The sequence below is a fragment of the Kitasatospora sp. NPDC023176 genome (assembly GCF_055560495.1).
In genome coordinates, this window is sequence record NZ_JBVHIP010000031.1 from 18,284 (window position 1) to 41,464 (window position 23,181).

Genomic DNA, 23,181 nt, shown 5'->3' on the forward strand with positions numbered 1-23,181 from the left:
CGCCGCACGACAGTGGGGCCGCTGGATCAACCCGTTGTCGAACTCCCTTGGAGCACTCCCATGTTGAACCTTGAGAACGGCCGCCTGCGCCGGATCGCCACCGGTGCCGCCGTCGGCTCGACGGCGGCACGGGCGCGGCCGGTCAGCGTGCGGCGCCCAGGTGCTCGGTGAAGAAGCCGGCCAGCGTGTCGACGGCCGGGTCGATGTACTCCCTCCGGTCGTAGAGGTCGACGTGGCTCGCGCCCGGGATCCGGTGCAGTTCTGCCGGGCCGGTGGCGCGCTGGTGGGCCTCGACGGCCATCCAGGCGGTGACGGCACGCTCGCCGACGATCTGCAGCACCGGGCGGGGGCCGATCAGCGGAACGGCGAAGAAGGCGTCGAACCCGGCCAGTCGGTCGATGCTCGCCCAGGCCAGGGACTTCGCGGACCGCTCGTGCGCGCCGCGTGGGGTGCAGTAGTACTCGAAGCCCTCGACACCGTGCTCGCCGCCGAGCGCGCGGGCCTGCTCGGCCGTCTGCGGGAACACCGTCAGCGCGCCGGGGTCCTCGCCCCGGGCGGCGGCGGTGCGGGCTCGGGCGGCGGCGTCCAGCAGGGCCCGGAAGACGGCCGGGTCCTGGCCGCCGTCGGCGCCGAGCCGGAACTGCCGGGAGGGGTCGGCGGTGGACACGGCGGCCACCGCCCGGACCCGCCGGTCGCCGCCGGTGGCGGCCAGCCCGTACCCGCCGGAGGCGCAGATGCCGAGCAGACCGATCCGCTCGGCGTCGACCTCGCCGCGGGTGCCCAGGAAGTCCACCGCCGCCCTGAAGTCCTCGACCCGCTGGCCCGGGTCCTCCAGTCCGCGCGGCAGACCGCCCGACTCGCCCTGGTGGGCCGCGTCGAAGGCCAGGGTGACGAAGCCGCGCTCGGCCAGCAGCCGGGCGTAGGTGCCGGAGGCCTGCTCCTTGACCCCCGTGCCCGGGTGACCGACCACCAGGGCCGGGCGCGGAGCTCGGGCCGGGGCGTCGGGGAGGTACAGGTGCGCGGCGATCGTGGTGCCGGCGCTGTCGAAGCGGATGTCCGTCCTGGCCATGGGGTCCTCTTCCGGTCGGTCGGCCCGCCGGCGGTCCGGGGGGCGTCGGGGACCACCGTGGCCCACGGGGGCGGACCGGGGCTTCGGTCAGATGACTCCACGCCTGACCTGCAGTCATGGGGCGCTCCGGCGGCCGACGGAGCCGGTGGTCAGATGACCGATGCGGGGGCCCGCCACCGGGCGAAGGATGGGATCCCGGCCACGGCCGCTCCGGTCGCGGCCGACCACCCACCCCCGGACAGGAGCTCCCATGGACCCGCACGAAGAACCCCCCGGCAGAACGGCCACGGTCGTCCTCGACGCCGCCTTCAAGGCGGACGCCCCCGCCCGCTACGCCCGGCTGCGGGACCTCGGCCCGATCCACCCGGCCGAGTTCCCACCCGGCCTGGCGGGCTGGGTGGTGGTCGGCCACGACCTCGCCCGCCGGGCGCTGACCCACCCCGCCCTGCTCAAGGACGCCACGCCCGCCGCCGACGCCCTGGACGCGGCCGGCTTCGTCCTGCACCGGCCCTCGGTCGGCCTCGGCGCGCAGATGATGGAGGCCGACCCGCCCGAGCACACCCGGCTGCGCCGGCTCGCCGCGGCCGCCTTCACCCCGCGCCGCACGGCCGAACTGGCGCCCCGGATCGAGCAGATCGCCCACGGGCTGATCGACGCGATGCCGCCCTCGGGCGCGCTCGACCTGGTCGAGGCCTTCAACGCCCCGCTGCCCGCCACCGTCATCGCCGAACTCCTCGGTGTACCGGCCGAGCACCACCGGGACTTCCGCCGGTGGTCGTCCCAGGCACTGCGGCCCGCCTCCCCGGAGCACCGCCCGGCGCTGGCCGCCCTGCACGGCCTGCTGGCCGAGCTGGTCGCGGACAAGCGCCGCCGGCCGCAGGACGACCTGCTGTCCGCGCTGGTCGCCGTGCGCGACGGGGAGGCGGGGCGGCTCACCGAGGAGGAACTGGTCGGCACCGCGCTGATGCTGGTGGTCGCGGGCCACGAGAGCACCGTCAACCTGCTCGGCAACGCCGAACTGGCGCTGCTGCGGCACCCGGACCAGCTGGAGCTGCTGCGCGAACGGCCCGAGCTGCTGCCCGCCGCGGTGGAGGAGTTCCTGCGCCACGACAGCCCCGTGGAGCGCTCCACCAACCGCTACGCGGCGGTGGACCTGGAGCTGGGCGGGGTGGCGATACCCCGGGGCGGCCTGGTCGTGGTCGCCCTCGGCTCGGCCGGCCACGACGCCGCGCAGCGGGGCTCCGGCGACCCGGCCGCCCTCGACGTGGGCCGGCCGGACGCCCGCCACCTCGCCTTCGGCCACGGCATCCACCACTGCCTGGGCGCCCCGCTCGCCCGGCTGGAGGCCGCCGTCGCCCTGCGCGTGCTGCTCGCCCGCGTCCCGGAGCTGGAACTGGCCGTCCCGGTGGAGTCGCTGGCGTGGATCGACTCCGGGATCATCCGCGGCGTGCTCTCCCTGCCGGTCCGCTACCGGCACGACTGACCGCTCCGGGGGCCCGTCAGCCGGAAACGCCGGTACCGGGGGTGCGGAAGAGCACCCCCGGTACCGGCGTCCGGCCGAAGTCGCCGCGGCCCGCGTCAGGCCGGGATGACCCGGTAACTGCGCATCGCCCACGGCGTGTCGGACTGCGCCAGCGAGCCGGTGGCCCACGGAACCGCCCCCGCGCAGCCCGCGCCGCGGTACAGCACCACGGACGCGGAGCCGTTGGCGACCTGGACCGAGCGGGCGGGCGTCGCCAGGGTGTGGCAGGTGCCGAGGTCGGCCAGGTCGACCGTGGTCGCCGTGCCGCTCCCGTCGGTGCCGGTGTACAGGTGGGCGCCCGGCTGCAGCGGCGGCCGGCCGGCCGCGTTCGCCGGGCCGGCGCCGAGACCGACCAGGGCGGCGACCGCGGTCGCCGCGACGGCCGAGCCGCGGAGCACCGTCTTCGGGGTGCACATGGGCGAACCACCTTTCCGTGGGTGTGCTGGTGACGCCGGTACGGCAGGCGGCAGCGGGGGGCTGAGCCGCTCCTGCCGTACCGGCGGGTCAGGTTCCCGGACGGGGCGTCCGGGACGGCACGGTCTGGCTCAGTGGACGTAGAGCTCGTTGGAGCAGTACGTCCACCAGCCGCGGGGCGGGGCCCAGCCGAGGTACTTGGTGCCGCAGATCTTGATGCTGTTGATCCTGCCGATGTACTTCGTCGCGACGGACTTGCCCTGGTCCACCTCCAGCGGCGTCTTGATGTGGCCGAAGTCGTCGGTGGCCTGGACGGAGCCCTTGAAGTAGGTGCCGTCGCCGACGTAGATCCACACCCAGCCGTCGGAGCAGTTGTCCACCTGGACTTGGACGTTGCCGAACCCGAAGTACTTCGTGCAGCCGGCCGTGGCCGCGGTGCTCGCGGACGCCGGGGTGGCCGAGACGGTGGTCAGCGCGGCGACGGCGAGGCCCAGGGCGCCGGCGGTCCTGGCCAGCTTGCCGAACGGGTTGTTCACGGTGATGACTCCTGCGGTGCGATGCGTGCGGTGTACTGATGACGTGTCTGCTCGTGCAGCGACTCCACAGTGCCGCGCGGGCCACGACCCCGGCATCAGTCAAACGACTGCGTTCCCCACCGCCCGGCCCTCACCACCCGGCCGTCACCGCCCGGCCGGCCCTCACTCCAGCAGTCCGGCCGCCACCCGCCGGACCAGCTCGCGGCGCTGCGCCGCGTCGTGGACGTCCACCACCATCAGCACCTCGGGGGCGATCGTGGGCCAGAGCATGGCGAGGTGGACCATCACCGCGAACAGCAGCCGGGCCTCGAACCGGTCCGACACCACGCCCCGGCTCTGGGCGTCGGCGATCACCCCGATGCGGCGGCGGACCTCGTCGAGGGCGCGGGCGTCGGGCGCTTCCGCGCCGCGCTCCATGTTCTGCCAGGTGATCAGCCGGGGGAGGTCGGGGTGCTCGGCGTAGATGTCGCCGAGCCGGGCCGCGAACTCGGGGAGGTCCTCGTCCCCGTCGAACGGCAGGCTGTCGACGATCTGTTCCACCGCGGCGCTCCAGACCGCGTCGAACAGGCCCACCTTGCTCCTGTAGTAGTGGTAGATCTGCGCCTTGTTGCTCCGGGCAGCCGCCGCGATGCGATCCACCCGGGCGCCGTGGAGCCCGTGAGCGGCGAACTCGGCCCGTCCGGCCGCGAGGAGTCTCTGCTTGGTGGCTTCGGCGTCACGTTGCATGCGCAGACCTTAGCCGAGTACCGACTAACCGTTTGGTTGACAGTCGGTTCCTCGGCCGGGTCTAATCAACCAACCAGGTAGTTGAAAGCCGTACGGCCCTCGCGGGCGCCGGGCCCCGACGTCCGACCGGTCACGGCCCTCACCGACCTGGACGTTCGATGGGGAGGGAACCGGACCGTGGGATCAGTCGGGCCGATGCTCGGTCGGGACGGCGAACGCGAGCAACTGACCGCGTTCGCACGGTCCGTGGAGGGGCGGACGCTGCTCCTGCGGGGCGAGACCGGCGTCGGCAAGAGCACCCTGCTCGACTTCGCCGCCGAACTCGCGGCCCGGGAGGGGCAGCTCGTGGTCCGGGCAACCGGGGTCGAGGCCGAGTCCGAGCTGCCCTACGCCGGGCTGCACCAGCTGCTCTACCCGCTGCTGGCGCACACCACCGGACTGGACGACACCTCCCGCGCGGCCCTCGGCGCCGTGTTCGGCCAGACCGGGGGCACCCCGCCGTCCCTGATGTCCCTCGGCATCGCGGCGCTCGGCCTGCTCTCCGCGGCGGCGCTCGAACAGCCGCTGTTCCTGGTCCTGGACGACGCCCAGTGGCTGGACGACTCCAGCGCGGCGGTCTGCGGGTTCATCGGCCGTCGGCTGACCGGCAGCCGGCTGAAACTCCTGCTGGCGGTCCGCTCCGACATCGCCTCCCCCTTCGACACCGCCGCACTGCCCGAACTGGCGGTCGGCCCGCTCAGCGAGGAGGACTCCGCCCTCCTGCTGGACGGCCACCACCCGTCGCTGGAGCGCCGGTTGCGCCGCATCGTCCTCAACCAGGCCCAGGGCAACCCGCTCGCCCTGCTGGAGCTGCCCGGCCACGCGGGCGGCCCGACCGACGACCGGCCCCCGGCCGACCCGCTGTCCCTGCGCGGCGCCTCACCCTCCCGGCGCCTCCGGCACCTCTACGGCACCCGGATCACCGGCCTGGCCGCCGGCGTCCGGGCGGAGCTGCTCAAGGGCGCCCTCGACGGCGTCGCGGCCGGGTCCGGCGACGGCCCGGTGCCCGCGGGCCGGTACCGGATGCGCGACGCCGACGAGGCCGTCGTCCGCGGCCTGCTGGTGATCGAGCCGTCCACCGGCGAATTCGCCTTCCGGCACCCGCTGGTGCGCTCCAGCGTCGTCCAGCTCGCGACCCCCGGCCAGCGCCGCGAGGCGCACCGGACGCTGGCCCGGCTGCACCGGGGAGACCTCGAACGCCGGGCCGCGCACCTCGCCGAGGCCACCCTGGACCCGGACGAGGAGGTGGCCCGGGTCCTGGAGGCCGCCGCCGAGTCCGCGACCCGGCGCGGCGGCGCGCTGACCGCGGTGACCTGGCTGACCCGCGCCGCCGAACTCAGCGAGCACCCGGCCGAACGGTCCCGGCGGCTCGGCGACGCGGCGTTCATCGCGGGGCACGCCGCCCGCCTCGGCCACGCCCGCCGCCTGCTGCGGGCCGACCCCGGGCCCGACTCCGACCGCTCCCCCGCCGCCGCGCTGGCCTCCGGCTACCAGGCGCTCTACCAGGACGGCGACGTGCGCTCCACGCACCGGCAGATCTCCGCCGTCGTCGAGCGGCTGGCCGATCGGCGCGCCGCCGACCGGACCGACGCCGAGGGTCCGGACGGCGCCGGCGGCACCGACGGCACTGTGCTGGACCGGCTGCTCGCCCTGCTGCTCGCCACCAGCCAGTTCGCCGCCGACCGGGCCCTCTGGGAGCGCACCCACGCGCTGCTGGCTGCGCTCGGCGACCGGGTCGGCGAGCGGGCCCGGATTTACAGCGCCACCTGGAGCGACGTCGTCCGGCACGGGGCCGGCTGGACCGGCCCGGTGGAACGGGCCGCCGCCGACCTGCCCGGGCAGGAGCCGTGGGACGTCGCCCGGCTCGCCGTCTCCGCCTACCACCTGGACGTCCTCAGCCCGCTCCGCCCGCACCTGCAGCGCGTCGTCTCCCGCGAGCTGGAGACCGGCGCGGTCTCCGCCGGCATGGTGATGCTGCACCTGATCATGCTCGACCAGATGGGCGTCGGGGAGTGGGAGGCCGCCGAGCGCACCGGCGGGCGCGCCCTGCGGCACTCGGACGAACACGGGCACGAGCTGTTCGCCCAGCAGACCAGGGCCTACCTCGCCCAGATCGCCGCGATGCGCGGGCAGACGGCGGCCGCCCGCGAGCTGCAGGCGGTGGTCGACGCCTGGGCCCGCCCGCGCGGCATCGGCTTCCTCACCCAGCTCGCCGACGCGGCCGGCGCCACGGCGGCGCTGAGCGACGGCGACTACGAGGGCGCCTACCTCCACGCCATCGGCATCACCGCGCCGGGCGTCTTCCAGCCCTACGCCCACCAGGCCTCCCGCACCCTGCTCGACCTGGTCGAGGCTGCCGTCCACACCGGGCGCGCCGCACAGGCCAGGGCGCACGCGCTGGCCGCCCGGGACGCGAACCTGCCCGCTGTCTCCCCCCGGCTGGCGCTGGTCACCCACGGCGCCCTGGCGATGACCGCCGACGGGGAGCAGGAGGCCGCCGAGGCCTACGCCCTGGCCGTGGACCACCCGGCGGCGGCGCGCTTTCCGTTCGAACTGGCTCGGATCCGGCTGGCGCACGGCATCCGGGTCCGCCGTACCCAGGGCGCCACCGCGGCACGGCAGTTCCTCGCCCCGGCCGCCGACGCCTTCGAACGCCTCGGCGCCACCGCCTGGGCCGCCCGGGCCCGGGCCGAACTGCGGGTCAGCGGCGTCCCCGCCCGGCCGGCAACGCGCACCACGAGCCTGCTGACCTGGCAGGAGCGCCGGATCGCCGACCTGGCCGCGGGCGGCCTGACCAACAAGGAGATCGGCGAACGGACCAGGCTCTCCCCCCGCACCGTCAGCGCCCACCTGTACCGCATCTTCCCCAAGCTGGACATCACCACCAGGGCGGCCCTGCGCGACGCCGTCACCAGACTGGACGAGGACGCTGCTACGCCGAACCCCGCTCTCCCGCACCACCGTTGACCGTTCGACCGGCCGATCCTCCCGAGCCGCCCCGAACCCGGTGCGACTGAACCCCGCCCGGGCACCGGCGGCCCGTACCAGGACAAGCGCGCCTACGGCATGCCGATCCAGTGCGGGTCCTGGCCCGCCTCGCCACCGGCTTCCTCGACCGCCCGGACCTCGCCGACCACCCCGACCGGGCGGCCGACGTCGCCCGGTGCCCCGCCGCTGACTGGTCGGCGGCCGGACGGCGGCCATGACGACGGAGGAGGCAGTCAAGCGGCTGGACGCGCCGGCCATCGCCTCGGCCCGGCCGGACGAGGTCGGCGACCTGCTGAGCCACCCGCAACTCACACCGACTCCGCCCTGCGGACCCGGGGGTACTGGGCGGGTCCGGGACGTGAGCGAACCGGACGGTCCCGGTCACCCGGTACATTGCGACACCGGTGAAACAGGTGAAGGCCGCTCAGGCCTCGATCGGTGGTGAGGACGGGACGTGGCCGCAGAGGACAGGCTCCGCAGCGACGGCGTGCCGTCCCGGCCCGGCGGTCCGGACCCCGGCGGCCCTCGGCTGATCGGCCGGGAGCCCGAACTCGCCGCGCTGGCCGCCTTCGTGGCCGCGCCCGAGGGGCAGGCCCTGGTGCTGCGGGGCGAGCCGGGGGTGGGCAAGAGCGCCCTGGTCGGTCACGCGGCGGGACTGGCCGCGCGGCAGCGGCACGCCCTGATCCGGGCCACTGGGGTGGAGGCCGAGTCGGAACTGCCCTACGCCGGGCTGCACCAGTGCCTCTTTCCCGTGCTGGACCGCGCCGCCGGGCTCGACGAGCGCCAACGGGCGCTGCTCGACGTGGTGTTCGGGCACGGCAGCGGCGGGCCGCCGTCCGTGCTGGCCCTCGGCATCGCCGTCCTCGACCTGCTGTCCCTGGTCGGCGCGGAGCGGCCGCTGACGCTGCTGATCGACGACGGCCACTGGCTGGACGACGCCAGCGCCGAGGTGTGCGGGTTCGTCGCCCGCCGGCTGGCGGCGGGCCCGGTGAAGATGCTGGTCGCGCTGCGGGCGGACGAGCGTTCCCGCTTCGACGACGCCCGCCTCCCGGAACTGCCGGTGGAACCGCTGTCGGAGGAGGCCGCCGAACGCCTGCTGACGGTGCACCGCCCGGAGCTCGACGCCCGCACCCGGCGCACCGTCCTCGACCACGCCCGGGGCAACCCGCTGGCCCTGTACGAGCTCCCGCCCCGCCCCGCCGCGCCGTACCCGGGCAGCGACCCGGGCGGCGCCGCCCTCCCGCTGTCCCGGCGCCTCCAGCTGCACTACGGCGCCCGGATCGAGCGTCTGGACCCCGGCACCCGGGCCGAACTGCTGCGGGGCGCCCTCGACGGCACCGCCGGCCGGCCGGGCGGGGAGCCCGGCGCGCGGTACCGGATGCGCGGCGTGGAGGAGGCCGCCGCGTCCGGGCTGCTCGACGTGGACGCGGCCGGCCGCGACTTCGTGTTCCGGCACCCGCTGGTGCGCTCCGCCGTCGTCCAGCTGGCGACGTCCGCGCAGCGCCGGGCCGCGCACGCCGACCTGGCCCGGGTGCACCGCGCGGACGTCGAGCGGTACGCCGGCCACCTGGCGGCGGCGACCGTCGACCCCGACGAGTCCGTGGCGGCGGCGCTGGAGGCGGCCGCCGGATCGGCGACCCGGCGCGGCGGTGCGGCGGCCGCGGTCAGCTGGCTCACCCGCGCGGCCGAGTTGAGCGAGGATTCCGCGCAGCGTTCCCGGCGGCTCGGCGACGCGGCCTACCTCGCCGGTCAGGCGGCCCTGCTGGACGAGGCCCAGCGGCTGCTGCACCGCTTCGAGCCGGAGCCGGGCGCGGCCGCGCCGCTGGCCGCCGTGCTCGCCTCCGCCCACGCCGACTTCGTCCGCTCCGGCGCGGTCCGGCCCGCCTTCCGGCGGCTCGCGGCGGCGGTCGAGCACCGTACGGGCGACTCCGCGCTCGCGGGTGACGAGACGCTGGCCCGCGCGGCGGACGCGCTGGTGACCATGGCCCACTACTCCGGCGACCCCGCCCTGTGGCAGCGCACCGACCGCATCCTGGAGGCCCTCGGCGAGCTGGTCCACCCCCTGACGGCGATGTACCACGACGCGAGCGCCGTGGCCCGTAGCGGGGTCGGCCTGCGGGCGCGGCTGGAGCGGGCGTTCGCCGACCCGGCGAACCAGGCCCCCTGGGACCTGGCCCGGCTGGGGGTCTGCGCCTCCCACGTCGACGTGCTGAACCAGTACCGCGGCCAGTTGCGCGGCGCCGTCGAGCGCGAGCAGGAGGCCGGCGCAGTGTCGAGCGTCATGGTCCTGCTGCGGATGCTGATGCTGGACCGGATGTACTCCGGGGAGTGGGAGGAGGCGCGCCGGACGGCGGACCGGGCGCTGGAACTGGCCACCGCGCACGGCCACGTGCTGCTCGCCTACCACGCCCGCGCCTGCCTCGGGCAGCTCGCGGCCAGGCAGGGGCGGCTCGACGAGGCGCGCGAGCTCCAGTCGGCCGTGGACGCCTGGGCCCGGCCGCGCGGCGTCGGCCTGCTCACCCAGATCACCGAGGCGATCGCCACCGGGGCGGCGCTCACCGAGGGCGACTTCGAGGCGGCCTACCTGTACGCCATCGGCATGACGCCGCCGGGCAGCTTCGACCGCCACGCCCATCAGATCGCCCCGCGGGCCCTGCTCGAACTGGCCGAGGCCGCGCTGTACAGCGGCCGCCGCGAGCAGGCGCGCCGGCACGCGCTGGCGGCCTGCGACGCGGGCCTGCCGGAGGCGTCCCCCCGGCTGGCGCTGTCCGCCTACGGCGCCCTGGCGATGACCGCGGCGGACCTCGCCGAGGCCGAGCGGACCTTCGCCCGCGTCGAGGCGTACCCCGGGGCCGGGGACTTCCCCTTCGAGCTGGCCCGGATCCGGCTGGCGCACGCCATCAGGCTGCGGCAGTTGAAGGCGCCGAAGACGGCCCGGCAGGCACCGCTACTGCTGGCCGCCGAGCAGTTCGAGCGGCTCGGGGCGACGGCCTGGGAGGCCCGGGCCAGGGCCGAACTGCGGGAGAGCGGGCTGTGGGAGAGCGGGCTTCCGGCGGGTCCGGCGGCCGCGGCGGCCGTGCCGCTGACCTGGCAGGAGCGCCGGATCGCCGAACTCGCGGCGAGCGGGCTCACCAACAAGGAGATCGGCGAGCGGACCAGGCTCTCCCCGCGCACCGTCGGCTCGCACCTGTACCGCCTCTTCCCCAAACTGGGCGTCACCACCAGGGCCGCGCTGCGCGACGCGCTGACCCGACTGCCGCCGGCCGACGGGGACAGGGACGGCTGACCGAGGAGGCGGGTTTCGCCGTCCCGCGCCCGGCGGGATCCCACCGCCCATATCCTGGAGCGGACATCGGGGGCGCGGCGAGGCTCCGCAAATTTCCTGATAGGCCGTCAACTCGGCCGCCGCGCAAGGAGATTCGGACAGGGACGGAGGAACGCGCGGTCTCGGCGCTCTACGCACCGGTGGTACTCGGGCTCGGGGCGTGGTTCGCCGGGCACGGCCGGCCGGGCCGGGCGGGCGGGCCGGGTGGACGGGCGGGCGGGCGGGCGGGTCCACTCCAGCTCTCCCTCGGGGCCGTACTCCCAACTGCTCCCCTGCTTCGACACGTTCCCGCCATCGGCGCAGGCCAGGGTCCGCATCAGCCCGAGAGCAATCCAGCTCGTCGGGGGCGAGCAATGCGTCTCGCAGATGGGCTGCCTGGCCGAAGCAGATCAAGGCGTGCCGATGGTCCAGAGTCCGGACCTGGCAGGTGTCCTGCCCGCGCGGACCTGAGCGGCACGTGCCGCGGATGCGATCACCGGCCGGCCCAGAGAACGACCGCCGCCGCCACGCTGGGCAGGGGGCGCACCGAGGGGGACGTGCTCCGATCCTCTGTCCGGGGTCCCCCGGGTTCAGTTCGTCAATGTGCACCGAAGCGTCGGCCCCCGCTCCCGTGCGAGGGCCTTCACGAGTTGGCGCAGCGGAGTGCCCTTCCATCCCCTTGACGCCTTGACAGGTACAGGAGTTGAATGCGCCTCAGGTCAGCACACGATAGGACGACTCCAGGGCCCGTCCGGCAGGATCCGCCGGACCGGCGCCCCCGCCCCGCTCCGCGGAACCGGCCCCCACCCCACCCCGCGGGCCGGTCCGCGCCCCTTCCGTCGGGAGCCCCAGATGACCCGTGACCCCGCGCGCCGCCGCACCGGCCGACGCGCTCGCCTCCGCACCCGGTCCGGCCGCCGACTCGCGGTCCTGGCCACCCTCGGCATGCTCGTCGCGCTGATCGGCCACGCGCCCGCCGCCGGCGCCACCGCCGCCGCGGTGGCGCCGGCCGCCCCGGTGGCCGCCGCCGGGCCGCCGCCGGGGTGGACGACCGTGTTCAGCGACGACTTCTCCGGCCCCGGCGGCGCACGGCCGTCCGGGGCGAACTGGACGTACGACACCGGCCCGGGCTCGACCTTCGGGACCGGCGAGATCGAGACCATGACCGACTCGACCGCCAACGTCCACCTCGACGGCAGCGGCCACCTGGACATCACCGCCCTCGGCAGCGGCAGCTCCTGGACCTCGGGCCGGATCCGGACGCCGAACGCGGTCGCCGGTGCGCCGGCCGGCGGCAAGCTGGAGGTCACGGCCTCGATCATGCAGCCCGCCCCCGCCGGCGGGCTGGGGTACTGGCCCGCGTTCTGGATGCTGGGCCCGGGGCAGTGGCCCGAGAACGGCGAGATCGACATCATGGAGGACGTCAACGCCCGCTCGCAGGTGGCCGGTACCGTCCACTGCGGCACCTTCCCCGGCGGCGTCTGCAACGAGGGCAACGGGATCGGCAGCGGCCTGCGCGCCTGCCCGGGCTGCCAGAGCGGCTACCACGACTACGCGATGGTCCTGGACCGCACCAACACCGCCGCCGAGTCGATCACCTGGTACCTCGACGGCGCCGCGTACTTCACCGTGACGGAGAACCAGGTCGGCACCGCCGTCTGGCAGCAGGCCTTCGACCACCCCCTGTCCATCATCTTCGACCTGGCCATCGGCGGCGGCTTCCCCAACGGCGCCTGTGGGTGCGCCACCCCGACGGCCGCCACCACCTCCGGGGCGACGATGAGCGTCGCGTCCGTCGCGGCGTACACCACCACCGGCGGCAGCGGCGGCGGTTCGGCGATCACCGGCTACGGCGGCCTCTGCCTGGACGACCGCGCCGCCTCCACCGCCGACTACAACCCGGTGCAGATCTACACCTGCAACGGCACGCCCGCCCAGCAGTGGACTGTCGTCCCGGCCGGCAGCACACTGCACGTGCTGGGCAAGTGCCTGGACGTGTACGCGGCCGGCACCGCGAACGGCACAGCGGTGGACATCTACGCCTGCAACAACACCGGCTCCCAGGTCTGGATCCCGCGCTCCGACGGTTCGCTGTACAACCCGCAGTCGGGCAAGTGCCTGGACGACCCCGGGCAGTCCACCACCGCGGGCACCCAGGTGCAGATCTGGGACTGCACCGGCGGCGCCAACCAGAAGTGGGTGCTGCCCGCCTGAGACGGCGTCCCGCCGGCCGTCGACCGGCGGCCGGCGGGACGGCCGGCGCTGCATCGGCTGGGGGCGCGGCCGCTCGTCGGGCAGGGCAGCGCACCACCCCTCGCCGCCCCGGGCCCCGAACCGGGACCCACGCAGAGGCCCACCGCCGCCGCCGGTGGCCAAGCAACGGCCCCTGGCGACTACAGAATCCGTTGTCGAGCCGATGCCAGCGACGGCCGGGCCACCGGGGTGCGCTCGGCGGTGGCGGCGTGCGGGAGTGGAGTCGGTGGTGCGCATCGGTCGTGCCGGGCTACTCGCTTCGGAGGGTCTCGTCCCGGCCCCGGGCGGGTACCCGAGGGGGCCTTGGCGACGCGCTCAGACAGAAGGAGTGCGTGGCACGTGGTGCCGCAGAGCGTCTTCGGTGGTGGCGTGGATGGTGAACAGCGCGGTGGTGTCGGTGAGATCGAGGACCCGCAACGTCTGGGGCGGGGGCGCGATCAGCACGAGCGGGATTCCCTCGGCCAGGGCGCGACGGCGGGCGGTCAGAAGCACGTTGAGGCCGGTGGAGGTGAGGAACTCGACGCCGGCCAGGTCGACGGCGAGCAGGACGGGGCGCTGGTCCAGGGCAGCGTTCAGCGTCTGGTCGGCGACGGGTCCGCTGTCGAGGGTCATGTCCCCGGTGAAGGAGCACACCAGCGCGCCGCCGACCCGCAGGGTCTCCGAGTTCAGCAGGGGGTGGGGCAACACGGCTTCCTCCTCAGGGCAACGGGGCGGGCTGCACGGGCACCCTGTTCCCGCCTTCACGGACGTCTGCTCCCGCAGTGCCGGCGGTGTCGTGCGCGGGCAAGGCGGCTACGATCCGCTCCAGCCCATCCCAGAGGTCCAGGGCGCGCTCACGTAGTCCCACCGCGGAGCAGCTGCCCGCCTCCACCGCGCCGAGGTAGGCATCTATGCCGGTCACCGCATGGCGCACCTGCCGGCGCAGCGGCTCCGCCCGGCCGGCGTCCTCCCCGCTCTCGCAGGGCGCGCCGATCCGCTCTGCCAGCACGACGGCCAGCCGCTCCAGGCCTTCCCTGCTCATCGGGTCCACGCACACCACTCCCGCCGAAGGGGTCATCAAGGCAGCCCGCCACGGACACCTGTGCGGGCTGCGGTACCTCCACTGTTCGCCCCCGCAGCCGTGCCTGTCAACCAAAGCACGAATCTGCTGTCGTGTTTCGTCGGTCGTGAACCAAGGTCTTATCGTGGGGGCATGGACAACGGCACAGCACCGACGGAACGACAGTGGACCTTCCTGACCAACCACGCCCGCGTCCTGGTTCAGATCGCCCGCGACCCCGGCGTCCGCGTACGGGACATCGCCGTCCGCTGCCTGCTCACCGAACGCGCCGTCCAGCGCATCATCACCGACCTCGAACAGGCCGAATACCTCAGCCACGAACGCCGCGGCCGCACCAACCACTACAGCGTCCTGGCCGCCAAACAGCTGCGCCACCCGGCCGACGCCGGCCCCACCGTCGCCGAACTCCTCGCCACCCTCCTGCGGACACCCGCCGACGGCCACCACAGCCCCGCGCCAGGCGCCCAGGAGTCCTCCGGGCAGTGACCGCGCCCGGCCCGGCACCCGGCTGTGCGGCCGGGCCCGGCCCGTGCACCGAAGATCGTTGGTCAGCCGACGACGGTCTCGCAGTGGCGGGTGAGCGTGTCCAGGAGTGCGCTCTGCTGGTCGGTCAGTTCGCCCTCGGTGCGGGCCCCTGCCCGTCCGCACAGCCGGGTGCCGGGCCGGAAGGCCGGGTCCGCCTCACCGCCGGTGCGATTGGCGGGGCCGTCGAGGGTGCCGCCGGCGGCGCATCCACGCGCCCACCGCATGGTCGTACGGCTTCGCGGTCGCCGGGATCGCCAGGTGGCCGTCCTGCGCCGCGCCGACCGCCGAGTCCTCGGCGAGGAAGGCGGCCTGGCTGGTCCGGCCCTCCGGCGACGCTGCCCCCGCCGGGACCGTCCGGGCATGGGACGTGCCGTGCGGGGCACACGCGACCCCGGGGCGGCGACCACGTCACCCCAACCACTCGCCCCGCAGCCGGCTTGACGGTCGACGTGCGGCGGCCGTGACGTCCACGCGGTCACCTGCTCGCCGGGCGGTGCCGGGGCGGGTGGGCACTCGCGAGCGGGGCAGGACGAGCGGAGGGAGACCCGTCATGGCGGATCCGGCGAAGTCGACGGCGGTCCGGGGAGATCAGGAACCAGGGGTGGTCGAGACCTCCGTACCGGCCAGGCTCGACCGGCTGCCGTGGTCCGCCTGGCACTGGCGGATCGTCATCGGCCTGGGCACGGTCTGGATCCTCGACGGCCTGGAGGTGACGATCGTCGGCAACCTGGCGGCCCGGCTGGCCGAGCACGGCAGCGGCATCGCCATCTCCACCGCGCAGGTCACCACCATCGCCGCCGCCGTCTACGTGGCCGGCGCCTGCTCCGGGGCCCTGTTCTTCGGCTGGCTGACGGACCGGCTGGGACGCAAGAGACTGTTCATGATCACACTCGCCGTCTACCTCGCCGCGACAGCGCTGACGGCGTTCTCCTGGACGGCCTGGTTCTTCTTCCTCTGCCGCTTCTTCACCGGCTTCGGCATCGGCGGCGAGTACGCGGCCATCAACTCGGCCATCGACGAGCTGATCCCGGCCCGGGTGCGCGGACGCATCGACCTGGTCATCAACGGCAGCTTCTGGGTGGGCGCGGCGCTCGGCGCCTTCGCGTCCATCGCGCTGCTCGACACCTCGCTGTTCGCCACCGACCTCGGCTGGCGGCTCGCCTTCGGCATCGGCGTGGTGCTCGGACTGGTGATCCTGCTGGTGCGCCGGCACGTCCCGGAGAGTCCGCGCTGGCTGTTCACCCACGGCCGGGCGGAGGAGGCCGAGGAGGTCGTGGCCGAGGCGGAGGAGTCCGTGGAGCACTCGACCGGACGGCCGCTGCCTCCCGTCACCGGTGAACCGATCCGGATCCGCGAGCGCGCGGCTCTCGGCTTCGGCACCGTCGTGCGCACCGTGGTCGCCCGCTACCCGCGCCGCACCACGCTCGGCCTGGCCCTCTTCATCGGCCAGGCGTTCCTCTACAACGCGGTCACCTTCGGCTACGCCGTCATCCTGACCACCTACTTCGGCGTGGCGAAGGGCGACACCGGCTACTACTTCGCGGTGATCGCCGTCGGCAACTTCCTCGGACCGCTGCTCCTCGGCCACCTCTTCGACTCCGTGGGCCGCAAACCGATGATCGCGGGCACCTACATCGGCTCCGGCCTCCTGCTGTTCGCCACCGCCGCCCTGTTCCAGCACGGCGACCTCTCCGCCACGACGATGACGGCCTGCTGGACGGGCGTGCTCTTCCTCGCCTCCGCCGGCGCCAGCTCGGCCTACCTGACGGTGAGCGAGATCTTCCCGCTGGAGACCCGGGGCCTGTCGATCGCCTTCTTCTATGCGGTCGGCACCGCCGTCGGCGGCATCAGCGGGCCGCTGCTGTTCAACGGACTGGTGAGCAGCGGTAAGGTCTCGGACACCACCCTCGCGTTCTGCATCGGCGCGGGGCTGATGACCGTGGCGGGGCTGGTGGAGGCCGTCATCGGGGTCAAGGCCGAGCAGCGCAGCCTGGAATCGCTGGCCACGCCGCTGAGCGCGGTCACCGCCGACGAGCCGTCGAAGGCGTAGCCGTGGACGGCGCGGGCAGGCCCGCCGCACCGGTAACGGCGGCTTCGACGCCGAGTCTCGCTGAGCGAGCCACGGATCGCGGATCGCGGATCTCGCCGGGCACAGGGTCTGATGCTCGGGGGGCCAACCCGGCGCGGCGCGCGGAACGGGCCGTCACGAGGTCCACCGCCTCAACCACCGCACCACCAAAGGCCCGGAAGCCGCCGACTTCCTCAAAGACCTCACCGAGCGCCTGCCTGCGACCTTCGTCCACGCCGGTTTCGACGTCACCGGCACCCCGCCGCCTCAGCCGGTCGGCAGGATGCGGCGGTAGCGGAGCTTGGTGATCGGCACCCCGTCGCTCGACTCCCGCGGCACAGTGCCGTCATGCGTCCAGCCCTGGCCCTGGTAGAAGGTCCGGGCGCGCAGGTTGCCCTCGATGGCCCACGGCGACGCCTACACCCACAGGGCCGCTGACGACCTGTGTCAGTTGCCGTCCAGTGCCTCCACCAGCTGCGGCAGGTTGCCGCCGGCTACGGCAAGGGCCAGATGGTCGTGGTAGTCACGACTACTGACGATCAGGCCGTCGCGGACGCGCAGCACCTGGATGTTGGCGGCCATGGAGGTCCGCCCGGTCGCCCGGTGACGCACCTGGTAGTTCCACTCGTTGACGATCACCTCCGGGTCGTCGGTCTCCCGGATCACCACGTCCACCGGGGTCAGCTCCACGGGGACGCTCGTGGCGAGTTCCATGAACCGCTCCCTGATCACGGACCGTCCCTCGAACCGGCGCGGTCCGACCGGTGCGAACACGATCTCCACCACGGCGTCCTCGGCGTAGAGGTCCGCGAGCTCCGCGAACCGCCCCCCACCGATACCGTCGAGCAGCTTCGTGAAGACCTCACGAGGTGACAGCGTTTCGGACATGATCAACCCCCAGCAGGATCCGTCGCTAGAATCGGACTAGCGAATCCGCTTTCGACGATACGGACTAGCTACTCCGTTTGTCCAGTGTGGCTTCGCCACCGACAGGAAAGGGTGGGAGCGATGAGCGGCACCCAGGAACGCCCGCTGCGGGCGGACGCGGCCCGCAACCGGGCCAGGCTGCTGGACACCGCCACGCAGGTGTTCGCCACCCGCGGCGTCGGCGTGCCGACCGAGGAGATCGCCCGGGCCGCCGGGGTCGGGGTCGGCACGCTGTTCCGGCACTTCCCGACCAAGGAGGCACTGCTCGAAGCCGTGATGGTGCGCAAGCTCGAGACGATCGCCACCCAGGCCGCTCAGTTGCCCGCCGACTCCGCACCCGCCGAGGCGTTCTTCGACTGTTTCCGCCTGGTGGTCGAACAGTCCGCGGGAAAGAACGAGTTCGCCCAGGCACTCGCCGCAGCCGGCGTCGACGCGCACGCGGCCCTGCGAGACGCCGGCGCGGCGATCCGGGCACAGCTCACCGAACTCCTCGCCCGAGCGCAGCGCGCCGGGGCCCTCCGCCCGGAGGTGGGCCCGCCGGAACTCGTCGCCCTGCTGATCGGTGCGACCACGACGATGGAGCACCTCGGGGACGACGCGGCCGCCCGGGAACGGATCTTCGCGGTGCTCTTCGACGGGCTGCGGCCACGCTGACCCCTCACGCGCGCTCGCCACCTGAACCGTGGTGAACCCCGGCCCGATCGGGCGAGTTGGGCTCGCTCCTCGGGTCGCGCTCCCGTCGCACCACCACCCGAGCACCCGCCCACGCCACGACGCCTGCGCCGCTTCCCGCTGACAGGCCGTCAGCTCGAAGGCCCCGATGCGCGCCGTGCGAACCTCCCCACGTCCGCCACCCGAACATCCGGGCGGCCTTGGCCTCGAAATCGGGGTCCCGCCAGCTGCCCGGGAGACCAATCAGCACCGGCGGGCTGCACACGCCGTGGCCCCGGTGCGTGATCCGCACGATATCCGGGGCGTTGGCGCGCTCGTTCTTCTTCACCACCTCGACGTTCGTGATGTCCGACCAGGCGAACCGCTTACGGCGGCCCCCAGGGGGGTCCACCGCAAGCTGCGCGACACCGGACCGAACGGCGGCGTCGGCCGGCGGGCGGCGGCGGAGGCCGACAGGGCGGGTAACCGGGCCCACGGGGCGCGGCAGCGGCCGGACGCCAGCTGGAGGCCGGCGCAATGACCGGAAGGCAGCGAACAGTGATGAGGATCTGCGAAAACGGCTCTGCCCGTGATTCCGTGAATGACCTTCGGCTCACGTCTACCGTTGATCACAGGGCAGCCAAGGCGGACGGGGAGGCAGCGATGAGGGTCGTGTTCGTGCACGGGGCGTGTGTGCGGGACGGGTCGTGGTGGTGGCACCGCACCGCCGACCTGCTGCAGGAGCGCGGGGTGCCGAGCGTGGCCCCGGCGCTGCCGAGTTGCGGAGAGGCGGGCCTGCCCGCAGGCGCCGGCGGCCCAGGGCTTTCCGAGGACGTCGAGGCGGTGCGGAAGACGCTGCTGGACGCGGACGAACCCACCGTTGTGGTCGCCCACAGCTACGGCGGCATCATCACGGCCGAAGCCGCCGCGGGCGTCGGGTCGGTACGCCACCTGCTGCTGATCTCCAGCTACCTGCCCGAGGTCGGGCAGAGCCTGTCGGAGTTCGGGGACGGCAGTCCAGCCCCGTTCCTCGACGTCGACCCTGACGCCGGCACCTTCGGAGTCCGCCCCGACCTACTCGTGGACACATTCCTGCAGGACTGCGACCCCGAGATCCAGGCACAGGCGGCGAACCACCTCGCCCGGCAGAGCGTGCAGGTGACCGGACAGCCGATCGGGGCGGCCGCGTGGCAGCAGGTGCCCTCGACATACCTCGTCTGCGCCCAGGACCGGGGCACCCCGCCGCGGCTGCAGCGCGAGTTCGCCCGCCGGGCCGGCAGCGTCGTCGAACTCGACACCGGCCACCACCCGTTCCTGTCCCAGCCCGCCGCGGTCCGGGACCTGCTGCTGAGCCTGTGACGGCAGGAACGAGATCATTCACGGAATCGCGGCCAGAACCATGTTCAACGAGCCTCATCAACAGCAGGCGGCCGGGCAACGGGCACCGAGGCGCGGGCACCAGCCGAACGAAGACGTGGTCCTGGTCCTCGGGGGGTCCCGGCTGAGGGCGGTCCCCGGCAGGGCCGAATCCATGGGCGAGCCCGAGCCGCGCGAGCCGGCGGACAACTTCCTCCCACCGGACCGATGAGTTCAGACGGTGACGGCGGGGCACTGGGGCCGAGCCGGCGCTGAGGGGCCCCGGTGCCGTAGCGGCTCCGGGGCCCCGAGGGGAACAACACCATCTACCGGCCCTGGGCCGGTCCTTGTGTCCGCACGGCCCCAACGGTGGGGGTGTGCGGGGATCGCGTATGCGTGACCGGAAACCACCGTCCTTGCTGTGGGGTCTGCGGTGTCCGCCCGGGTGAATACCTCACGGGCCGGGCGATCCTGATGGCGGTCTGTCCCTCCGTTCATCCTCTGTACTGACTGGGAACTGCGTACTGCCGGTTACTGCTGTAGTGCGACCATCCGGTACTACTGCGGCCCTCCTGGGCTGCCTGGTGCGGCGGCCAGCCCCGTCGCCCGTCCTGCTCACCTGCTCGGCTTGGAACCCCACTGCCGCACCTCCCAGTACGCGCGCCCGCAGCCCTGGCGCCTTTACTGGGATACCGCGTCCTGCGACTGCTGGTACCACTCGACTTCACTTGCTGGTACTGCACCTGCACTTGCCGCGGTACCACTCGGTGGCGGCCCCTGATACCTGCGGGCCGCCCGGCCCGGCAGCCAGTCCTGTCGCCGTCCTGCACCTGCTCTGGCTTCAGGGCTCCACCGCCGGGCCGCCTGCGAACTTCTGTACCGCTGACCGCCAGTTCGTGTCTGGCGGGTACCGCTTGACTGCGTCTACGAGAGAAACACTAACCACAGCCACCGACAATGTCTACTCCAGCCATCACAGATTTTTCAGCGCCCAGGGAGAAGGTAGTCTGCGCCCCACGGAACGGGACGGCCGGCACCCCGATCTCCGAGGCCTGCCACACACCGTCCGGGCGCACCTGGCGCCCGCCGCCCGGCAGCAGGAACTCGGTCTCGGTCGACCAGGACCGCACCGTGCAGCGCCAGGTAGCCGAGTGCCTGCCGGATCGCCTTGTTCGACGCCGCACCGGGGCGCAGCAGGCGGTGGGCTGACGGGTCGCCGATGACGTCTGGACCGGCCTGATCACGTCGCGGCGTTGCGCACCGGGTTGATTCGACGGGTCGGCGCACGGTCGTCTCCGGCCGACGCCTTGGCCGCCTTCCTGACGGCTCTTCAGCGACCCGCTCCCACCGGGGCCCGCTGGTCGTGACCGCGGGGGGCCGCCGGCTGATCACGCCGAGGGTCCGGCCGATCACGCCCGGAGCCAGATGACGAGCGTCGTGGCAGCGACGGTCCCGAGGAAGACGTAGCCGCGCGAGCGCGGTCATTCCGCCGAGCGGCGGGACTCCCTGAACTCGCGGGAGACCTCCCACGCGTCCCCGACCGGGCCGACATGGCCCAGCTTGTCGGGGTTGAGCACGAAGCGGATCGTCTGGATCTGCCCGTCCAGCACGTCGAGCGCCAGAGTCTGCAGCACCTTGCCGTCCCGGTCCCGGAAGATCGCGCCCGGCTGGCCGTTGATCTCGTGGGCCTCGGTCGTGAGTCCGATGCGGGCCAACTCGGGGAAGACGGCGGCAAGCAGGCGCGCCACCTTGTCGGCGCCCATGACCGCCCTGGCCAGCTGCGGGGCCTTGCCGCCGCCGTCGCCGACCATGGAGACGTCGGCGGCGAGCAGCTGCTGCAGACCGAGGACGTCGCCCTCGCGGAGGGCTTCGAAGAACCGGGTCGCCAATTCCTCCCGCTCCCGGCGGTCGGCCTCGAAGCGGGGGCTACCGGCGCTCATATGACGCCTCGCCCGCACCGCGAGCTGGCGGCACGCGTCCTCCGAACGGCCGACCGCAGAGGCGACTTCGGGGAAGCCGAAGTCGAAGACCTCGCGGAGCACGAAGACCGCACGCTCGAGCGGGCTGAGCCTCTCCAGCAGCAGGAGCGCTGCCGTCGACACGGAGTCGGCCAGCTCCGCCGAGCGCTCCGGGTCCTCATAGGGGTCGTCGAGCAGCGGCTCCGGAAACCACGGCCCGACGTACTCCTCCCGCCGGACCCGGGCCGAGCGCAGCACGTCGATCGAGATCCGGGTCACCACGGCGGAGAGGAAGGACTTGACCGAAGTCGGCTGCGTCGGCGAGGCATCGAACCGCAGCCAGGTCTCCTGGACCGCATCCTCGGCCTCGCTGACGCTGCCCAGGATCCGGTAGGCGATGGAGAACAGCAGCGGCCGCAGCTCCGCGAACTCCTCGACCTTGCCCATTCCTTAGCCCCTTTCCGTCTCCTGGTGATCATCCGAGCCGCTGACGTTCAGTGCAGCTGCCCGGCGACGTAGTCGCCGGCGCACAGCTGGCGGGTGATGATGTTCATCCGGTTCACCATGTTCATGAATGCGATGTGGATCACCAATGCGGTGAGCTGCTCGGCGTCGAAGTGCTTGGCGGCATTGGTCCACACCTCGTCACTGACGCCCTCGGCCGCGTCCGCGACTCGGGTCCCCTCCTCCGCGAGCGCCAGCGCGGCCCGCTCGGCCTCGCTGAAGACGGTGGCCTCCCTCCACGCCGCCACGAGAGCCAGCTTCACCGGGCTCACGTCGGCGGCGATGGCCTCCTTGGCGTGCATGTCGAGGCAGACGGCGCAGCCGTTGATCTGGCTCACGCGCGTGGACACCAGCTCCTGCAGGCTGGCGGGCAGCCCCGATTCCCGGATCACCTTGCCCGCGGACATGAAGTACTTCAGGGCCTTGCCGGAGACGGGAGCGGCGAAGAAGTCGAGTCGCGCGTCCATGGTGTGTTCCTCCGTGCTCGTGAGTGGGTTACACCCCCGAGACGAGACAGCCGGCCGCTCAGTGACACGTCCGAATGTGACGTGGATCACCACGATGCCCGCATGGCCGCCAGGCGAAGCCCTCCGCCGACGCGGCTCGGTCCAGCTCGATGTACTGGTGCGCGTCGGCCGGCGCTCCGTAGCTGATCCACGTCGTCCGCGGCTTCTGGCCCTTGGTGATCGCGTGAGCGAGCGGGAACAGCACCGGCACCGGAGACGGGCGGGCCGGCAGCGGCGGCACCTCATGCACGGTCAGATAAGTGAACTCCTGTCGCCGAACGCCGCTCGACAGCACAAGCCCGGCCATCGCGGAGTTCCGGGCGCCCTCGCGCCCCCGGTAGTGACGGTCCGGTTCCCCATCCGGGTCCAGCCCCGCCAAGGCCCGCACGAACAGCTGAGAGAAGTCCCGATCCAAGTACGTGATCGAGGTGTGCGGCCGCGGAGTCCGCATCGTGGCGAGGTTCCGTTCGACCTGCACCAGCACGCCATCCGCCATCCTCTTGCCCATGCGGTAACTGAACGGCCCGGCCGCAGACAGGCCTTCGTCGCGTGCCCACCGATAGAAGCTCGACAGCATGCCCATGTGGAGATTCCACGTGGTCACGTCCCATCGGTGCTTCAGCTCCCCGGCCAAGCGGTACTCGGCGTACATGCTCAGAGCCGCGCGGAGCTCCTCACGATCACCGGCCGATCGGCACCGTCCCCCACGCGCCTGCACCCTCCCGCCGGCCCCGGACAATCGCCGTGTTCGCCGTGTTCCCGTGCTCGGCCCGAG

At 73.5% G+C, this 23,181-nt stretch carries 21 protein-coding genes and 1 pseudogene; 10 read left to right on the top strand and 12 right to left on the bottom strand.

Annotated elements, in window-relative coordinates:
* Positions 1 to 142: 142 nt before the first annotated feature.
* Positions 143 to 1,069, bottom strand: a complete 927-nt coding sequence (locus ACZ3YL_RS32145; RefSeq protein ID WP_188308644.1) for an alpha/beta hydrolase — start codon at positions 1,067 to 1,069, stop codon at positions 143 to 145.
* Positions 1,070 to 1,319: 250 nt separating this feature from the next.
* Between ACZ3YL_RS32145 and ACZ3YL_RS32150 the strand changes: the two genes are divergently transcribed.
* Positions 1,320 to 2,552, top strand: a complete 1,233-nt coding sequence (locus ACZ3YL_RS32150; RefSeq protein WP_465660774.1) for a cytochrome P450 family protein — start codon at positions 1,320 to 1,322, stop codon at positions 2,550 to 2,552.
* Between the two features lie 95 nt (positions 2,553 to 2,647).
* Here the strand turns inward: ACZ3YL_RS32150 and ACZ3YL_RS32155 are convergent, their stop codons facing one another.
* The 3 genes from ACZ3YL_RS32155 to ACZ3YL_RS32165 form a co-directional block, all read right to left on the bottom strand.
* Positions 2,648 to 3,007, bottom strand: a complete 360-nt coding sequence (locus tag ACZ3YL_RS32155; RefSeq protein WP_465660776.1) for a hypothetical protein — start codon at positions 3,005 to 3,007, stop codon at positions 2,648 to 2,650.
* A 129-nt stretch (positions 3,008 to 3,136) separates the two neighbouring features.
* Entirely contained in the window at positions 3,137 to 3,541 is a 405-nt protein-coding gene (locus ACZ3YL_RS32160) for a hypothetical protein (protein ID WP_188308647.1), read from the bottom strand.
* A 162-nt stretch (positions 3,542 to 3,703) separates the two neighbouring features.
* Positions 3,704 to 4,267, bottom strand: coding sequence for a TetR/AcrR family transcriptional regulator (locus tag ACZ3YL_RS32165; protein WP_465660778.1), 564 nt, complete (start codon positions 4,265 to 4,267; stop codon positions 3,704 to 3,706).
* A 195-nt stretch (positions 4,268 to 4,462) separates the two neighbouring features.
* Here ACZ3YL_RS32165 and ACZ3YL_RS32170 point away from each other — a divergent pair, with 195 nt between their 5' ends.
* From ACZ3YL_RS32170 to ACZ3YL_RS32185, 4 genes are all read left to right on the top strand, one after another.
* On the top strand, positions 4,463 to 7,273 hold the full coding sequence (locus ACZ3YL_RS32170; RefSeq protein ID WP_465660868.1) for a helix-turn-helix transcriptional regulator: 2,811 nt from the start codon (positions 4,463 to 4,465) through the stop codon (positions 7,271 to 7,273).
* 110 nt (positions 7,274 to 7,383) lie between these two features.
* Positions 7,384 to 7,512, top strand: a complete 129-nt coding sequence (locus ACZ3YL_RS32175; RefSeq protein ID WP_465660780.1) for a hypothetical protein — start codon at positions 7,384 to 7,386, stop codon at positions 7,510 to 7,512.
* 236 nt (positions 7,513 to 7,748) lie between these two features.
* The gene (locus ACZ3YL_RS32180) at positions 7,749 to 10,580 is read left to right on the top strand and encodes an ATP-binding protein (protein WP_465660782.1); all 2,832 of its coding nucleotides are present in this window, start codon (positions 7,749 to 7,751) and stop codon (positions 10,578 to 10,580) included.
* 870 nt (positions 10,581 to 11,450) lie between these two features.
* Positions 11,451 to 12,812, top strand: coding sequence for a ricin-type beta-trefoil lectin domain protein (locus ACZ3YL_RS32185; protein ID WP_465660784.1), 1,362 nt, complete (start codon positions 11,451 to 11,453; stop codon positions 12,810 to 12,812).
* A 354-nt stretch (positions 12,813 to 13,166) separates the two neighbouring features.
* On the opposite strand, the gene ACZ3YL_RS32190 is transcribed toward ACZ3YL_RS32185, so the two are convergent.
* The gene (locus ACZ3YL_RS32190) at positions 13,167 to 13,538 is read right to left on the bottom strand and encodes an STAS domain-containing protein (protein ID WP_188308650.1); all 372 of its coding nucleotides are present in this window, start codon (positions 13,536 to 13,538) and stop codon (positions 13,167 to 13,169) included.
* A gap of 10 nt (positions 13,539 to 13,548) precedes the next feature.
* Complete coding sequence (locus ACZ3YL_RS32195; RefSeq protein ID WP_188308651.1) at positions 13,549 to 13,872, bottom strand: hypothetical protein; 324 nt, start codon at positions 13,870 to 13,872, stop codon at positions 13,549 to 13,551.
* A 171-nt stretch (positions 13,873 to 14,043) separates the two neighbouring features.
* Between ACZ3YL_RS32195 and ACZ3YL_RS32200 the strand changes: the two genes are divergently transcribed.
* Positions 14,044 to 14,397: a helix-turn-helix transcriptional regulator gene (locus ACZ3YL_RS32200; protein ID WP_188308652.1), complete on the top strand. Its 354-nt coding sequence runs from the start codon at positions 14,044 to 14,046 to the stop codon at positions 14,395 to 14,397.
* Between the two features lie 62 nt (positions 14,398 to 14,459).
* Here ACZ3YL_RS32200 and ACZ3YL_RS32205 read toward each other — a convergent pair whose 3' ends face one another.
* Entirely contained in the window at positions 14,460 to 14,660 is a 201-nt protein-coding gene (locus tag ACZ3YL_RS32205) for a hypothetical protein (RefSeq protein ID WP_188308653.1), read from the bottom strand.
* 326 nt (positions 14,661 to 14,986) lie between these two features.
* Here ACZ3YL_RS32205 and ACZ3YL_RS32210 point away from each other — a divergent pair, with 326 nt between their 5' ends.
* Complete coding sequence (locus ACZ3YL_RS32210; RefSeq protein ID WP_188308654.1) at positions 14,987 to 16,486, top strand: MFS transporter; 1,500 nt, start codon at positions 14,987 to 14,989, stop codon at positions 16,484 to 16,486.
* A 465-nt stretch (positions 16,487 to 16,951) separates the two neighbouring features.
* Here the strand turns inward: ACZ3YL_RS32210 and ACZ3YL_RS32215 are convergent, their stop codons facing one another.
* Positions 16,952 to 17,392, bottom strand: a complete 441-nt coding sequence (locus ACZ3YL_RS32215; protein WP_188308655.1) for a nuclear transport factor 2 family protein — start codon at positions 17,390 to 17,392, stop codon at positions 16,952 to 16,954.
* A gap of 120 nt (positions 17,393 to 17,512) precedes the next feature.
* Here ACZ3YL_RS32215 and ACZ3YL_RS32220 point away from each other — a divergent pair, with 120 nt between their 5' ends.
* Positions 17,513 to 18,085, top strand: coding sequence for a TetR/AcrR family transcriptional regulator (locus ACZ3YL_RS32220; RefSeq protein WP_465660788.1), 573 nt, complete (start codon positions 17,513 to 17,515; stop codon positions 18,083 to 18,085).
* 4 nt (positions 18,086 to 18,089) lie between these two features.
* Here ACZ3YL_RS32220 and ACZ3YL_RS32225 read toward each other — a convergent pair whose 3' ends face one another.
* The gene (locus ACZ3YL_RS32225; RefSeq protein WP_465660790.1) at positions 18,090 to 18,431 is read right to left on the bottom strand and encodes a hypothetical protein; all 342 of its coding nucleotides are present in this window, start codon (positions 18,429 to 18,431) and stop codon (positions 18,090 to 18,092) included.
* A 314-nt stretch (positions 18,432 to 18,745) separates the two neighbouring features.
* Between ACZ3YL_RS32225 and ACZ3YL_RS32230 the strand changes: the two genes are divergently transcribed.
* Both ACZ3YL_RS32230 and ACZ3YL_RS32235 read left to right on the top strand, forming a co-directional pair.
* Positions 18,746 to 19,441, top strand: a complete 696-nt coding sequence (locus ACZ3YL_RS32230; RefSeq protein ID WP_188308658.1) for an alpha/beta hydrolase — start codon at positions 18,746 to 18,748, stop codon at positions 19,439 to 19,441.
* 1,295 nt (positions 19,442 to 20,736) lie between these two features.
* Positions 20,737 to 20,839, top strand: a pseudogene (locus ACZ3YL_RS32235) (aminoglycoside phosphotransferase); the annotation flags it as partial.
* A gap of 80 nt (positions 20,840 to 20,919) precedes the next feature.
* Here the strand turns inward: ACZ3YL_RS32235 and ACZ3YL_RS32240 are convergent.
* The 3 genes from ACZ3YL_RS32240 to ACZ3YL_RS32250 are packed head-to-tail and all read right to left on the bottom strand — an operon-like array spanning position 20,920 to position 23,058.
* Complete coding sequence (locus ACZ3YL_RS32240) at positions 20,920 to 21,843, bottom strand: RNA polymerase sigma-70 factor (protein WP_465660792.1); 924 nt, start codon at positions 21,841 to 21,843, stop codon at positions 20,920 to 20,922.
* 47 nt (positions 21,844 to 21,890) lie between these two features.
* A complete protein-coding gene (locus ACZ3YL_RS32245) occupies positions 21,891 to 22,367 on the bottom strand; it encodes a carboxymuconolactone decarboxylase family protein (protein ID WP_465660794.1) in 477 nt (158 codons plus the stop codon).
* Positions 22,368 to 22,425: 58 nt separating this feature from the next.
* Positions 22,426 to 23,058, bottom strand: a complete 633-nt coding sequence (locus ACZ3YL_RS32250) for a hypothetical protein (RefSeq protein ID WP_465660796.1) — start codon at positions 23,056 to 23,058, stop codon at positions 22,426 to 22,428.
* Positions 23,059 to 23,181: the final 123 nt, after the last annotated feature.